We start from the raw sequence: 13965 nt of genomic DNA on the forward strand, positions 1-13965 counted from the left end.
ATGACAACTTTGTAAATATTCAACACTGAGCTTGTTAGTTAATTGTTGATTCTGTTACTCCTTGCACGGCGGCGCTTGGCCGGGGCACCTTGGGCGTTCCCTAGTATTGTTGACGGGTGACTGCCACCAAGCTTTCCCAGCTGACCACGTCCGCCGTCGGCGGCCCCGCCGGCACCTTCATCGAGGCCCGGACCGAGGGCGAGATTATCGACGCCGTCAGGTCGGCGGATGCCGCCGGCGAGCAGGTCCTGATCATCAGCGGCGGCTCCAACCTCCTGGTGTCCGACGACGGGTACCCCGGGACCGTGGTCAAGATCGCCTCGGAGGGCTTCACCGTGAATGCGGAGGACTCGTGCGGCGGCGTGGCCGTCGTGGTGCAGGCAGGCCACAATTGGGACCGGTTGGTGGAGTACGCCGTTCGCCATGCCTGGTCGGGGATAGAGGCCTTGTCCGGTATCCCTGGCTCCACCGGGGCCACGCCCGTCCAAAATGTGGGAGCGTACGGTGCCGAGGTATCCCAGACCATCGCCGCCGTCCGCACCTGGGACCGGGAACGGAACGCGGTGCAGACGTTTACCAATTCCGAACTTGAATTCGGCTACCGTGACTCCATCCTGAAGCGGACCACCGTTGACGGTTCCCCCCGGTACGTTGTCCTCACTGTTGAATTCCAGCTGCCGCTGGGCCGCATGAGCGCGCCCATCCGGTACACCGAGCTGGCCCGCTCCCTCGGCGTCGAGGTGGGCAAGCGCGCTTACGCCAATGACGTCCGCCGGGAAGTGCTGCGCCTGCGCGCCTCCAAGGGGATGGTGTGGGACGCCGCCGACAGGGATACCTATTCCACCGGGTCGTTCTTCACCAACCCCATCGTCCCGGCGGACGTGGCCGACACGCTGCCCGAATCGGCTCCCCGCTATCCGGCAGGAGGGGACGGACTGGTGAAACTCTCGGCAGCGTGGCTGATTGACCAGGCCGGGTTCGGCAAGGGGTTCGGGCTGGAACCGGGAAGCGTATCCGCGGGCCGCGCCTCCCTGTCCACCAAGCACACGCTCGCCGTCACCAACCGCGGCTCAGCCAGCGCGGCGGACATGGTGGCCGTGGCGCGGGAGGTGCGCACCGGCGTCGAACGCCGTTTTGGGATCCTGCTGCACCCCGAGCCGCTGCTTATCGGACTGGAACTCTAAGGGACCGGGTGTAGCTCCGGGCAGCCGTCCCCGGCCTAGGATGGGGCCATGGCTGCACGAGGTGCCCTGCGCGACCGCAGGATGATAGGCAGGCTGCGGCTCGCGTCGCAACGGCTTGCGGGCGGAGGCGGCACGGTGCCGGAACTGGTCCGGTGGATGACAGCCTTGCAGGCGCAGGACCTGCCCGCAGCCCTGTGGGCGGTGGGAGTGCGGGTGCCGGGTGCCGGACTCACGGACGTGCGTGCCGCCATCAACACCGGCGCGGTGGTGCGGTCCTGGCCGATGCGCGGAACGCTTCATCTGGTGGCCCCCGAAGACCTGCGCTGGATGCTCGACCTAACGGCCGAGCGGCTCACCCGTAGCATCGCTGCCCGGCACCGCCAGCTGGACATTGCGTGGGCGGACGTTGAGAAGGCGCGGGACATCGCCCTTGACCGGATCCTGGCGGATGGCCCCATCAGCCGCCCGGAATTGTTCCGGGAATTCGACGCTGGCGGCCAGCCGACCCAAGGGCAGCGGGGCGTCCACCTCCTGGGCTCGCTCTGCCGGCACGGCTGGCTGGTGCTGGGCCCCCTGGCCGGGAACCAGCAGCTGATCGCCGCGTTCGACCAGTGGATACCCTCGTCCCGCCGCCTGGACCGGGAGGAGGCACTGGCGGAATTCCTGCTGCGCTACCTCCGCAGCCACGGCCCGGCCACGCTCCGGGACTTCGCCTGGTGGACGCAGCTGCCGCTGACCGAGGTGAGGTCCGCGCTCATGGAGGTCAGTGCGCAACTCGCTCAGCTGGAATGGGAGGGGACCACATACTGGATGTCGCCCGAGACGGCGTCCCTCATCGATACCGGCCTGCCGGGCGCCCGGTCCGTGCACCTGCTGCCCGGGTTCGACGAGTTCGTCCTCGGCTACACTGACCGCACGCCCGTCCTGGCGCCGGAGCACTTCGACCTGATCGTTCCGGGCGGCAACGGCGTCTTCAAGAAGACCCTGGTGGCCGCGGGAATGGTGGCTGGCACCTGGAGGGTCCGGGGCACCGGCCGGAGCGCCGTCGTCGTTCCCGAAATGTTCGACGCAGCCGCGGCGTTCGGCCCGGCAGCCCAAAGAGCGCTTGCCAAGGCCGCGCGGGAGTATCTGGAGTTCCTGGCCCGCTAGGTTGTCGGAAGCGGCTTCGCAGCTGCCGGTGGCGTCCACCGCCGGGCGGCACGCTGCCCTGCAAAGGCACTCGCGGCGATCGTGACCAAGGCCCCGAGCAGCACTGCGGCGCCCTCCCCGGGCAGCAGGACTCCCGTCCGGGTTCCGATGCTGGCCGCGGCCACCGGGATGCCAAGCTGGGCAGCGGACAGGACGCCGAGGATGGCCGGCACGCCCAGCAGGCGGAGGACCACATGGATGAGCAGTGATCCGCCACCGAGGCACAGTCCCAGCAGGATCATGCCAGGGTGCGCCGCCAGCTCGCTTAGGTTCAGTGAGGCGCCCAGGCACACAAAGAAGACAGGGCCCAGGAACCCGTCGCTGACCGCGAACAACTGGTGGGCAAGGCGCCGGGGCTCACCCACGGCCGCCACCACCAGGCCGAAGGCGAAGCCGGCCAACATGATGGATACGTTGTTCAGCACGGCCAGTCCGGCCAGGGCGAAGAGGATTGCCAATTGGATCCGGAGTTCCAGGGCGAACCTCCGGTTTTCCGACAGTCTATGCAGCCTGGCCCGGGCGCCTGACTGCTCGGCGCGCCGCAGCAGCAGGAACAGCACCACTGAGCAAAGCGCGACGGCGAGGGAGCCTACCGCGGCCCGGCCGGCGTTCACGGGGTCCAGGGCAAGGGGGAGCGCCACGATGCAGGCGACATCGGCGATGGCCACCTGTGCCGTCATGGCCAGCACGGGAGGGCCGCTGAGGCCCAGGGAGTCAACGATCGGCAGGACCATCGCCGCCGAGGAGGAAGCGAGCAGGACCGCGTAGAGCGGGGCATGGCCGGTACCGAAGGCCGCCGCCACGGCAACGCCGGTGGCGGCAGCCAGGACCGCAGCCACCCCGGCCTGCACCGCACCGTGGCCGAGGGCTGCCCGGATCCTGGCGTCCCTGACGGGCACATGGGTACCGACGACAAACATCAGCAGCGCAAAGCCGACGTCGGACAGGAGCCGCAGCGTGGGGTCGGAGGCGTCGACCAGGTTCAGCCCGCTACGGCCAATGGCGACGCCGGCGAACAGTTCGCCGGCCACCACTGGAACCCGCCATTTGGCAGGCAGCGCCAGCAACGGGCCGGCCATGGCAACCACGGTGATCAGGGCGAGGACCAGGAATGCCATGATCTGCCTGCGCGGCGGCCGGGCCGGCTGTTACAGGTTGCCGGTGGCGATGTTGAGCATGCGGCGCAGCGGCTCAGCGGCCCCCCAGAGGAGCTGGTCGCCCACGGTGAAGGCGCTGATGTACTGCGGGCCCATTTCCATCTTGCGGATGCGGCCCACCGGGATGTCCAGGGTTCCGGAGGCGGCGACGGGGGTCAGGTCCGCCATGGAGGCTTCCTTGGTGTTGGGAACCACCTTGGCCCACTGGTTGTCCTCGTCCAGCAGCTTCTCGATCTCGGCCACGGACAGGTCCTCGCGGAGCTTGAGGGTCAGTGCCTGGGAGTGGGAACGCATGGCGCCGATACGGACGCAGAGCCCGTCCATGATCACCCGGTTTTCGTCGGAGGTGCCCAGGATCTTGTTGGTTTCAACCCCGGCCTTCCACTCTTCCTTGGACTGCCCGTTGCCCAGGTCAGCGTCGATCCAGGGGATCAGGGAGCCGGCCAGGGGGACGCCGAACTGGGTGGCGTCGATGTCCGTGCGCTGGTGGGCGAGGACCTTGCGGTCGATGTCCAGGATGGCCGATGCGGGGTCGTCCAGCTCCGTGCTCACCTCGGCGTTGAGCGTGCCGAACTGGCTGAGCAATTCACGCATGTGCCGGGCTCCGCCGCCGGAGGCAGCCTGGTAGGTCATGGAGGTGCCCCACTCCACCAGCCCGTTCTTGAACAGGCCGCCCAGGCCCATGAGCATGCAGGACACGGTGCAGTTGCCGCCAATGAAGTCCTTGGTGCCGTTGACCAGGCCCTTGTCGATGACGTCGCGGTTGATGGGGTCCAGGACAATGATGGAGTCGTCGCTCATGCGCAGGGTGGAAGCGGCGTCGATCCAAAGGCCGTCCCAGCCACGGCTGCGCAGTTCGCCGTGGACCTGCTTGGTGTAGTCACCGCCCTGGGCGGTGACGATAATGGGCAGCTTGGCCAGCGTGTCGACGTCGAACGCGTTCTCGAGCTTGCCGGCGCTGCCTCCTGCTGTTCCGGCAATCGACGGCGCGGCACCTCCGGCGTTGGAGGTGGAGAAGAACACCGGGTTGATGTTGGCGAAGTCGTCCTCGTCCTGCATGCGCTGCATGAGGACGGAGCCGACCATGCCGCGCCATCCGACCAGGCCGACGGAAGGGGTAGCTGCTGTAGTCATTCGACCAGTTTAGACTTCGGAACCAGCCGGGCGCAGTCGGTTACGTCACGCCCGGCCGGGCCCTCCCCGTCGAGGTGGCGGGCGCCTCGTGCGGCCATGCGGTTCATTCACTGAGGGGTCCTGCTCCGGGTTCCGGCGCATGCCTTTCCTTCCGCAGTTTCTTGGCCCGGTACTCGTCCCTCGCCATGCCGAAGGTATACCAGGCTCCAAAAATGCCGAATGCAGTGAGGACCAGGGCGCCCCAGAACGGCTGGCCGCCGTCCGGCAGGGGCCTGAGCAGTATGACGAGGGAAAGGAGGGTCAAGAGCACCATGACGCCGGTCAGGATCCCCATACCCCACCAGGTTTGGACCTGTACGTGGCCACGGCCTGGGGAAAACCCAATTTCGTCGGCGGGGTAACTGTGCAATTCGCCGGTGCTGGTGGTGCGCAGCACCCGCTTTTCACCGCGTGCAAGCGCGGCCTTGTGTTCGGCGTGGACGGCATCGTTGCGACGCTCACGGTCACTGTCGAAGGTCACTGCTGCAGCACGTCCGCCGTCGTGCTGAAATGCTGCGCGAGGGCCCTCGTTTGCTCGATGTCGTCGCCCCACAAAGTTCCTGCCACCAGGATTCCCCCCAATATTTAATTCGACAGCCCCCAGAGTGCCGCGTTCCCAGCCTAGGCCAGGACCGGGCTACCCGCGATGGGGTGGCCTCCCCATGCCGCTGCCGTAAGCGCTAGCTTTGGTCCGACTGCTCCAGCACGGCAGCTTTCCGGGCGCGCAGCGCAAAGAACGCGCCGAAGGTGAACACCTGAGTGACCACCACCAGCACGATGGCCCCGGCGATCTTGTTGCCGCCCAGGATCATGGTCAGCCCCACGATCGCGGACAGCAAGGCCAGCAGGGGCAGCAGCATGTAGCCCAGGACGAACAGGGTTTCGGGTTTCTTCAGCATGTTCCTAGCCCTCGGTCCGTGACCATTTGGTGAATCGGTAGCGTGTGCCGTTGGCGGCAGTCAGCCAGCCGTCCGGCGGGACGGAGGCCGTGGCCTCCCAACTGGGGCCAAGCTCCGGGGCGAACGTGTCGCCGTCGGCTTTCACATCGATGGTGGTGACCACCGCGACGTTGGCGAGGTCCGTGGACTGGCGGAAAACATCGCCGCCGCCCAGGATCCAGACTGTCTCGCCGCCGTCGACGAACTGCGACTCAAGGAGCGCGTCATCCAGGGAGGGAACCACCACGGCGCCCTCCGCCTCCGGCGTGCCGGCCCAGCTTTTCTGCCGGGTGATGACGATGTTGGTGCGCCCCGGCAGCGGACGGTACTTGTCCGGGAAGGACAGCCAGGTCTTGCGGCCCATGATGACCGGGTGCCCGGTGGTCAGCCGGTTGAAGTGCTTGAGGTCCTCCGGCAGGTGCCAGGGCATGTCTCCGTCCATCCCGATGACCCCGTCAGAGGTCTGGGCCCAGACCAGGCCCACGCCGGTGATGGAGGCGGCCAGTTCCTCCGTGAAGGACTGCGGATCGGTGAAGTTTTCGGTGCTCATACCGCGATCGGCGCCTTGATGGTGGGGTGGTGCTGGTAGCCCACCACGTCGAAGTCCTCCAGCGTGTAGTCGAAGATCGACGCGGGCTTCCGGGTGATCGTCAGCTGTGGATACTCGTAGGGCTCGCGTTCGAGCTGCTTGAGGACCTGGTCCATGTGGTTTTCGTAGATGTGGACGTCTCCGCCGGTCCAGACAAACTCGCCGGGTTCGAGCCCCACCTGCTGGGCGATCATGCAGGTGAGCAATGCGTAGGAGGCGATGTTGAACGGCACGCCCAGGAACATGTCAGCCGAGCGCTGGTAGAGCTGGCAGGAGAGCTTGCCGTTCGCCACGTAGAACTGGAAGAACGCATGGCAGGGCGGGAGCGCCATGTCGTTGAGCTCGGAGACGTTCCAGGCGGACACAAGGTGCCGGCGGGAGTCCGGGTTCGATTTCAGGTTCTCGATGAGTTCGGCGATCTGGTCGATGTGGCCGCCGTCGGGGGTGGGCCAGGAACGCCACTGCACGCCGTACACCGGGCCCAGGTCGCCGTCTTCGTCGGCCCATTCGTTCCAGATGGTGACGCCTTGGTCCGTCATCCACTTGATGTTGGTCTCGCCGCGCAGGAACCACAGGAGTTCAACGGCGACCGACTTGAAGTGGACCCGCTTGGTGGTGATCAGCGGGAAGCTCCTGGAGAGGTCAAAGCGCATCTGGCGGCCGAAAACGCTGGTGGTTCCGGTGCCGGTACGGTCTGATTTATGGGTGCCGGTGGCCAGGACATCGCGCAGGAGGTCTTCATAAGGCGTAGGGATGCTCACGCCCCAAGTCTACTGGGTGGTCCCAACGAAAGGCTGGCTTCGGGCCCCGGGCAATGACGGAGACCGGGGCCACTGCGATCAGTACGGCGGTGGCGGTCAACAAGGCGCCGAGGCCGGATGCCCCCTGCCACACCGCGTCCCATGGGCCTGGACCGGAAGCCGCCGGCCGCCCAAGGGTGGGCCCCGCGCTCATCAGGAGCACCCCCGCTTGGGCAGCGAAGAAGGCTGTCAGCGTCCGCGCCACACGGTATACCGTGATGGCCCGGAGGGCTGCGTCGAGTCCCGGAACCCCGGGCGCAACACTGCCGTCCGCCTCGCGAGCGCGAGGGGGACGGCAGAGAGGAGCGCTGTGCCTGCGCTGGCCCATACTGTCACCTCCCACGCGGCCTGCACCCCGAGTTCAGCCTGCCGGCCCGCGACACAGGCGATCACCACCGTCTGGAGAGCTGCCGCAGCCACAAGAGCCACCATCAGGGCGGGATGCACGGGCTGCCGGGGCCAATGCCGGGGCGCGCCAGCCCAGCCGTGATTGCGGTGCATCACCAATTCACCGAGTGAAACAACGGCCGGCACCGCAGCCGCTGACACGGCCGCCACCGGGGCGGCATGCCCTGTCACCGCCCACGGGACGAAAATGGCCACCGGCACGGGAACGAACGCCGCGAGCCCCATGGCCGGTCCCACTGATACAGCCAGCATCGTCTCGGGCCGGGCAGTGACCTGGGCGGACTTGAGGGGTGGCCGTTGGCCCGGGAGGGCAGGCGGGCGCCAGAGGAGCATCACCACCAGGACCACCAGGTTCAGGGCACCGGCAGGATTGGCCCAACTGTTGGTTCCGGCGGCCGGATCGGGACGCGCTGCGTGGTTTCCGGCGATCGCCCCCAGCCCGGACGCCACAGTTGCCACCGTCCGGAGGAGGCGGTTGCCGGCGATCATCCGCAGCAGGTGATCCTCCCTCGGAGTCAGGCCGGTGAGAGGCGGCCGGCGGGCGGCCAAGGCCAGGACGAACAACGTCCCTGCCGCCAGGACGATCAGGGAGCCGCCCAGGTACGGTGCCAGCTCCTGGCCCGGGATGCGCCCTTCCCCACCGAAAGTGGTGAAACCCCCATGGCCGTCGGGCCGTGACTCGTAGGCGCGGGAAGGAAAACCCGGCAGCGCGGACATCCACGCGATGAGCGCGGCGGCTCCCGCGAAGATGGCCGCCACCGTCCATCCAAGGCGGCGCGGAACGATGTCACGGATCCGCCGCCGGGGTCCGCCTGGAGTGTCCGGAGGCGACTGCCGGCGGGGATAACTCAGTTGCCCAAGGACATGCGCAGCCAAGCAACCGAGGACCGGCCAGGCAAGGGCAGGAAGGATGGCTGCCGGGATGGCCGCTGAGTGGGGGAGGGGAATGATCCCTGCGTTCGCGGCGGGCACCAGGGAACTGGCAAGCCACCCGACCAGCCCCGCCAGGAAGGCGTGGCGCGACGCCGACGCCCTGGGGCTGCCCTCCCTCGCTCCCCGGATGACCCACGAGAGGAGCCAGTACACTCCACCGGCCAGGACAAGGGGCCAAAGCAGGGCCAGCGGTGGAACGTCGTCGAAAACAGCAATGGTGGCAGCGTGCACGTTATCCCCCCAGAACAGTGCGTGGTCCCCCAGTCAAGACGGACTGGAGCCCTCGGTCAAGCCGGTGCCCGGTTAATCGTCGAACGGCTTGAACTGTTCCACAGCCACGATCCGCTTCTTCCCGCCATGGGTTACATGGCACACCACCAGCTCGCCGGGGGAGAGGAAGGGCTCGTCCGCGGGCAACAATTTCGCCAGGTGCGAAGGCATGTGGCCGGCAAGCTGCTTGAGGACTGTCGGCAGGGCCGGCCGGTGGGTGCAGGCAACCACCGGCCGCTGCTTGTCGAAGAGCGATTCGATCACGGCCGCCGTTTTGCGCGGGCTCCGCTGGTGCCTGTGCTCGGTGAGGCCTTCGGCGAGCTTCACCTTCGCCCCGGTGGCCCGTGCGTAAGGAGCAACGGTGGCAACGCAGCGCAGCCACGGGCTGGTGACCACCCGCATCGGCTTCCATGCCTGCAGGAGCCTGCCCACGGCCTGCGCCTGCCGGGTCCCGGTGGCAGCCAGCGGCCGCTCGCCCTCGGCCTTGCTCCAGGACGAACGGGGTTTGGCCTTGGCGTGGCGGAGTACCACCAGGGGCCACGTGTCCAGGCTGCCGCGGCCATGCGCGTCCCGCAGGTACTCCAAAGGGACGACGTCGGACGGGTTGGACAGCAGGCGGGCTGCCTTGTCGGGGCCGCACCACATCACGCTGTCCACCTCCTTGCCGTCCGGAACAAGCCCATTTCCGTTGACCTTGACCGCCCAGTAGTGGACCTTCTTGAGGCCGGAGGCGACGTGGTAGTGGATGGGCGGCAAGGGAATTCCCAGCGGCGCGTCGAGGCCGATCTCCTCGCGCACCTCCCGGACGGCGCATTCCGGGACCGTCTCGCCGTCGTCGATCTTTCCCTTGGGCCATGACCAGTCGTCATAGCGCGGCCGGTGGATCAACAGGACTTCCAGCCGGTCTTTGTTGACCCGCCATGGGATGGCACCCGCAGCCGTCACGGCTACGGGTTCCCCCGGGTGGTCAGTCTGGTCGGCTACGAGTGCATCGCTCGACAATGCGCTGCCTAGCGCCGGCTCAGGCTGCGCTGCCGCGGCCGGGACGCCAGCAACCAGGACTGGACATCCTCAAGCGGCTTGCCGTCGTCGGAAAGGTGGTGCCGGGTCCAGCGGCCCTCGTTGTCCAAGTGCCAGCTGGACGTTTCCGGGTCCATGTAGCGCTGCAGGAGGTCAAGGACATAGGTGATGTCGTCCGCACTGCTCAACTGGACCAGTGCCTCCACCCGGCGGTCCAGGTTGCGGTGCATCATGTCCGCCGAACCGATGTACACCACGGGGTCGCCGCCATTGGCAAAGGCGAAGACCCGCGAGTGCTCAAGGAACCTGCCCAGGATGGAGCGCACGGTGATGTTCTCGCTCAGGCCCGGGACGCCCGGGCGCAGCGAGCAGATGCCGCGGACGATGACGTCCACTTTTACGCCGGCCTGCGAAGCACGGTACAGCGAATCGATGATGGCCTCGTCCACCATCGAGTTCACCTTGATCTGCACCAGGCCGGGAACGCCCGCCCGCGCATTGCGGATCTCCGTCTCGATCCGGTCGATGAGTCCCGAGCGGACGGACCGGGGCGCCACGAGCAGACGCTTGAAGGTGGACTTGGGGGCGTAGCCGGAGAGCTGGTTGAACAGCTTGGAAAGGTCCTCGCCTACCTGGTCGTTCGCGGTCAGGAGGCCCAGGTCCTCGTAGTACCGGGCGGTCCGGGGGTGGTAGTTGCCGGTGCCGATGTGGCAGTAGCGGCGCAGCCCGTCAACCTCCTGGCGCACCACCAGCGAAAGCTTGCAGTGCGTCTTCAGGCCGACGATGCCGTACACCACATGGACACCTGCCTGCTCCAGCTTCCGGGCCCAGGAAATGTTGGCCTGCTCATCGAAGCGTGCCTTGATTTCCACCAGGGCCAGGACCTGCTTGCCTGCCTCCGCGGCGTCGATCAGGGCATCGACAATGGGGGAGTCCCCGGACGTGCGGTAGAGGGTCTGCTTGATCGCCTGGACCTTTGGATCCGACGCCGCCTGCTCCAGGAACGCCTGCACCGAGGTGGAAAAGGAATCGTACGGGTGGTGCAGCAGGATGTCCCGGCGCCGCATGGCAGCAAAGACGTTGGCGGCCTTGGAGGTTTCGGACTCGTTAAGGTACCGCGACGTGTGCGGCATGTGCTTGGGGTAGTGCAGGTCGGCGCGGTCGATTCCGGCAATGACGGACAGGCCACGCATGTCCAGCGGCGCGGGGACGGAATACACCTCGGATTCCTCCACCCCCAGTTCGCGGATCAGGAGTGCACGGATGTTCGGGTTGATGTCCGTGGTCACCTCAAGCCGCACCGGAGGGCCGAAGCGGCGGCGCAGCAGTTCCTTCTCCAGCGCCTGCAGGAGGTTCTCGGCGTCGTCCTCCTCCACCTCCACGTCCTCGTTGCGGGTAACGCGGAAGGTGTGGTGCTCCAGCACTTCCATGCCGGGGAACAGCTTGTCCAGGTGGACGGCAATGACTTCCTCAAGGGCGATGAACCGTGCCACCCGCCCGGGAACTGCACCGGCCCGTGGACCGTCGATGGAAATCAGGCGGGGAAGCTGGTCAGGCACTTTGACGCGGGCGAAGAGCTCCTTGTCGCTGACCGGGTTCCGGACCACGACGGCAAGGTTCAGTGACAGCCCGGAGATGTACGGGAACGGGTGCGCCGGGTCCACTGCCAGCGGCGTGAGGATGGGGAAGACCTTCTCGGCAAACATCACGCTGAGTTGCTGCTGGGCGGCGTCGTCCAGCTCGCCCCACTGCATGACGTGGATGTGCTCGTACGCCAGTGCCGGGCGGATCTGGTCGGCGAAAACCTGGGCGTGCCGCTCCTGCAGCCGGTGGGCTTCGTCGCTGATCCGCTCCAGCACCTCCACCGGGCTGAGTCCGGCGGGCGACGGAACGGCGAGGCCGGTGGCGATGCGCCGCTTGAGGCCGGCCACGCGGACCATGAAAAATTCGTCCAGGTTGGAGGCGAAGATGGACAGGAAGCTGACGCGTTCAAGGAGGTGAAGGGTGGGGTCTTCGGCCAGCTCCAGCACCCTGGAATTGAATGCGAGCCAGCTCAGTTCGCGGTCCAGGAATCGGTCCGGCCGGATGTCGCCCTCAGGCTGCAGGTTGGGCGCGAATTCCGGGATGTCGATGCGGTCCTGGGTGGCCCGTGCCGCGGGGACCTCGGAGGAGCCGAAGCGCGCCCGGGCAGGCAACGCAACATCCTGGGACGTGGCTGTTCCGGAGGGTTCCGGGTTCATGGCTTCTCCTTATGGCTGGCGCTGTGGTGCCGGCGCTTCCGCCCCGCGCGGCTCCATTCCAACCTTACAAGCATTCACCGGCCCCACGGCCCTGTTTAACGCACCGCCGGGCTTTGTCCCGGGGCCCGTAATCTAGCCTGCAGCCGGGCCATACATGACGTCCATGTCCCACCGGGTGAACCCTAACCGCCGGTACAGGGCAACTGCCGCCGTATTGTCCGCATCTACGTACAGCATGACCCCGTTGAGGCCGGAGTCGCGCAGGTGCTTGATGCCGGCGATCGTCAGGGCTTTGCCCAAGCCCAGGCCCTGCGCCTCCGGCGCAACACCCACCACGTACACCTCGCCGATGGCCGGATGCTCTCCGTGGCGCGGGTGGACCTTGGTCCAGTGGTAGCCGAGCAAATGGCCTTCACGGTCCTCGGCTAAGAAGAACCCGGCTGGATCGAACCAGTCCTCCGCCATCCGGGCGTCCAGGTCCGCGCGGGTCAGGTTTCCTTGCTCGGGGTGGTGTGCGAACGCCGCCCGGTTCGCCGCCAGCCAGGCCTCGTCATCCTTGCCGGGCACGAAGGCGCGGATGGCCACCCCGTCCGGCAGGCCGGCGTCGGGCAGTTCCGCGCCCGCCGTCGTCATCCGCATCTTCCACAATTCGCGCACCGGCGCGTAGCCGTAGCGGGCCGCGAGGTCCGCGGCAGCCTCATGGTTCCCGTGGGACCAGGCTTTCAGCCCGTCGAAGCCCCGCACCTCCCTGAGCGCACCCACCAGCCGGTCCGCCACGCCCTGGTTCCGGTAGGAGGGGTGCACGGCGATTTCCAGGACGCCGTTGCCGTCCGTCTCGTCCACCACCACGGCGAACCCGGCCAGGTCCTGGCCGGTGGCGGGGTCGGAGTCCTCATCCGGCGCGTACAGGGCCAGCGTCAGCAGGGTGTGGTCCGGCGAGTCGCCGGCGCGCATGGCCACCAGGGTCTGTTCGGAGATCGAGGGATTGCCGTCCGATTCCTCGGCCGCCGCGAGGAGGTCGCGGCAGTCTTTCAGGAGTTGCTGGTCAACGCCGCCCCGGACAACATGGACGGGCCACTTCTGCGGATGCGCTGGAGTCATGAGCCAAGGCTATACGGCGAAGGCGCGCAGGGCTCAGGCTTCGGTGAGTTCGTCTTCCTGCTGCCTGACCAGGGTGAGGCGGTAGCCCACGTTACGGACCGTGCTGATCAGGTTCTCGTGGTCCGCGCCGAGCTTCGCGCGAAGCCGGCGGACGTGGACATCCACAGTGCGGGTGCCGCCGTAGTAGTCGTAGCCCCAGACTTCCGTGAGCAGCTGCTGGCGGGTGAAGACGCGGCCGGGGTGCTGCGCCAGGTACTTCAGGAGCTCGAATTCCTTGAAGGTCAGGTTCAACGGTGCCCCGTTGACGCGTGCCGTGTAGCTTGCTTCGTCGATGATCACACCGGCGGCCCGGATCTCGCTCGGCGTGTCCTCCTGCTCCGGGACGGCCCTTGCTACGGACAGCCGGATGCGGGCTTCCACCTCGGCGGGTCCGGCAGAATCGAGGACGATGTCGTCAACGGCCCATGCCGAGGAAACTGCGGCCATGCCGCCCTCTGTCAGGATCAGGACGAGGGGGGCGCTCAGTCCGGTGGCCTTCAGCAGCTGGGTGAGGGAACGGGCACCCACGAGGTCTTTGCGCGCATCCAGCAGGACGATGTCGCACGGGTCAGTCTCCAGCAGGGCAGTGGGTTCCGCGGGCAGGATATGGACCCGGTGGTTCAGCAGCTCAAGGGCAGGCAGGATGTCCACCGAAGAACCGGTGCTGTTCGTCAGTAACAGGATGTGCGACATTGTTCCTCCAAGGGCCGTCCGCGCATCTTTGGGCGACTGAACCGGATTCTCACCGGCCGGTACGGGCTTCCTGCGGGAGGTTTGTGGACCGTCAGCGCGCCGCCGGCCAGCCACCTCAGCAGGGAGCGTAGCTGAACCTTGAGTATACCCGGCACCCCCTTCCAAGCCACAGATTGGGGCCCTGGACAGGTACGTTTTGCGACATAAGCGGTTCATATAGGGCAGGATTGGA

13 protein-coding genes are annotated in these 13965 nt (G+C 67.1%); 2 read left to right on the forward strand and 11 right to left on the reverse strand.

Annotation, left to right across the window (positions count from 1 at the left end; translation table 11 throughout):
• Positions 1-116 precede the first annotated feature (116 nt).
• On the forward strand, positions 117-1184 hold the full coding sequence (locus DC347_RS02445; RefSeq protein ID WP_109044340.1) for a UDP-N-acetylmuramate dehydrogenase: 1068 nt from the start codon (positions 117-119) through the stop codon (positions 1182-1184).
• A gap of 48 nt (positions 1185-1232) precedes the next feature.
• Positions 1233-2333 (forward strand): winged helix DNA-binding domain-containing protein, encoded by a 1101-nt coding sequence (locus tag DC347_RS02450; protein WP_109044341.1) that lies wholly within the window; start codon positions 1233-1235, stop codon positions 2331-2333.
• Here DC347_RS02450 and DC347_RS02455 read toward each other — a convergent pair.
• From DC347_RS02455 to DC347_RS02505, 11 genes are all read right to left on the reverse strand, one after another.
• The gene (locus tag DC347_RS02455; protein WP_018760501.1) at positions 2330-3490 is read right to left on the reverse strand and encodes a cation:proton antiporter; all 1161 of its coding nucleotides are present in this window, start codon (positions 3488-3490) and stop codon (positions 2330-2332) included. The two genes, DC347_RS02450 and DC347_RS02455, sit on opposite strands and share 4 nt — an antisense overlap.
• A 30-nt stretch (positions 3491-3520) precedes the next feature.
• Complete coding sequence (gene asd, locus DC347_RS02460; RefSeq protein ID WP_109044342.1) at positions 3521-4663, reverse strand: aspartate-semialdehyde dehydrogenase; 1143 nt, start codon at positions 4661-4663, stop codon at positions 3521-3523.
• Positions 4664-4766: 103 nt separating this feature from the next.
• Complete coding sequence (locus tag DC347_RS02465; RefSeq protein ID WP_109044343.1) at positions 4767-5183, reverse strand: hypothetical protein; 417 nt, start codon at positions 5181-5183, stop codon at positions 4767-4769.
• A 199-nt stretch (positions 5184-5382) separates the two neighbouring features.
• Positions 5383-5601, reverse strand: a complete 219-nt coding sequence (locus DC347_RS02470) for an NF038396 family protein (protein WP_018760496.1) — start codon at positions 5599-5601, stop codon at positions 5383-5385.
• Between the two features lie 4 nt (positions 5602-5605).
• A complete protein-coding gene (locus DC347_RS02475; RefSeq protein ID WP_018760495.1) occupies positions 5606-6190 on the reverse strand; it encodes a dihydrofolate reductase in 585 nt (194 codons plus the stop codon).
• Positions 6187-6990: a thymidylate synthase gene (locus DC347_RS02480; protein ID WP_109044344.1), complete on the reverse strand. Its 804-nt coding sequence runs from the start codon at positions 6988-6990 to the stop codon at positions 6187-6189. Before DC347_RS02480 ends, DC347_RS02475 begins: the two co-directional genes overlap by 4 nt.
• Positions 6991-7218: 228 nt before the next feature.
• A complete protein-coding gene (locus DC347_RS02485; RefSeq protein ID WP_206073872.1) occupies positions 7219-8601 on the reverse strand; it encodes a hypothetical protein in 1383 nt (460 codons plus the stop codon).
• A gap of 72 nt (positions 8602-8673) precedes the next feature.
• Positions 8674-9642, reverse strand: a complete 969-nt coding sequence (locus DC347_RS02490; RefSeq protein ID WP_026264307.1) for an NUDIX hydrolase — start codon at positions 9640-9642, stop codon at positions 8674-8676.
• Positions 9643-9650: 8 nt separating this feature from the next.
• Positions 9651-11900: an RNA degradosome polyphosphate kinase gene (locus tag DC347_RS02495; protein WP_018760491.1), complete on the reverse strand. Its 2250-nt coding sequence runs from the start codon at positions 11898-11900 to the stop codon at positions 9651-9653.
• Between the two features lie 132 nt (positions 11901-12032).
• Positions 12033-13001 (reverse strand): mycothiol synthase, encoded by a 969-nt coding sequence (gene mshD / locus DC347_RS02500; RefSeq protein WP_109044345.1) that lies wholly within the window; start codon positions 12999-13001, stop codon positions 12033-12035.
• Between the two features lie 33 nt (positions 13002-13034).
• Positions 13035-13733 carry a response regulator transcription factor gene (locus DC347_RS02505; RefSeq protein WP_043456042.1) on the reverse strand — a complete coding sequence of 233 codons (699 nt, stop codon included), beginning with the start codon at positions 13731-13733 and terminating at the stop codon, positions 13035-13037.
• Between the last annotated feature and the right edge of the window lie 232 nt (positions 13734-13965).

The organism is Pseudarthrobacter sp. AG30, from assembly GCF_003116525.1.
In the GTDB taxonomy this organism is placed as follows: domain Bacteria; phylum Actinomycetota; class Actinomycetes; order Actinomycetales; family Micrococcaceae; genus Arthrobacter.

Coding starts and splice junctions, on each gene's coding strand:
- asd (WP_109044342.1), bottom strand. CDS start 4,663: ATGACTACAGCAGCTACCCCTTCCGTCGGCCTGGTCGGATGGCGCGGC.
- DC347_RS02475 (WP_018760495.1), bottom strand. CDS start 6,190: ATGAGCACCGAAAACTTCACCGATCCGCAGTCCTTCACGGAGGAACTG.
- DC347_RS02455 (WP_018760501.1), bottom strand. CDS start 3,490: ATGGCATTCCTGGTCCTCGCCCTGATCACCGTGGTTGCCATGGCCGGC.
- DC347_RS02450 (WP_109044341.1), top strand. CDS start 1,233: ATGGCTGCACGAGGTGCCCTGCGCGACCGCAGGATGATAGGCAGGCTG.
- DC347_RS02505 (WP_043456042.1), bottom strand. CDS start 13,733: ATGTCGCACATCCTGTTACTGACGAACAGCACCGGTTCTTCGGTGGAC.
- DC347_RS02470 (WP_018760496.1), bottom strand. CDS start 5,601: ATGCTGAAGAAACCCGAAACCCTGTTCGTCCTGGGCTACATGCTGCTG.
- mshD (WP_109044345.1), bottom strand. CDS start 13,001: ATGACTCCAGCGCATCCGCAGAAGTGGCCCGTCCATGTTGTCCGGGGC.
- DC347_RS02495 (WP_018760491.1), bottom strand. CDS start 11,900: ATGAACCCGGAACCCTCCGGAACAGCCACGTCCCAGGATGTTGCGTTG.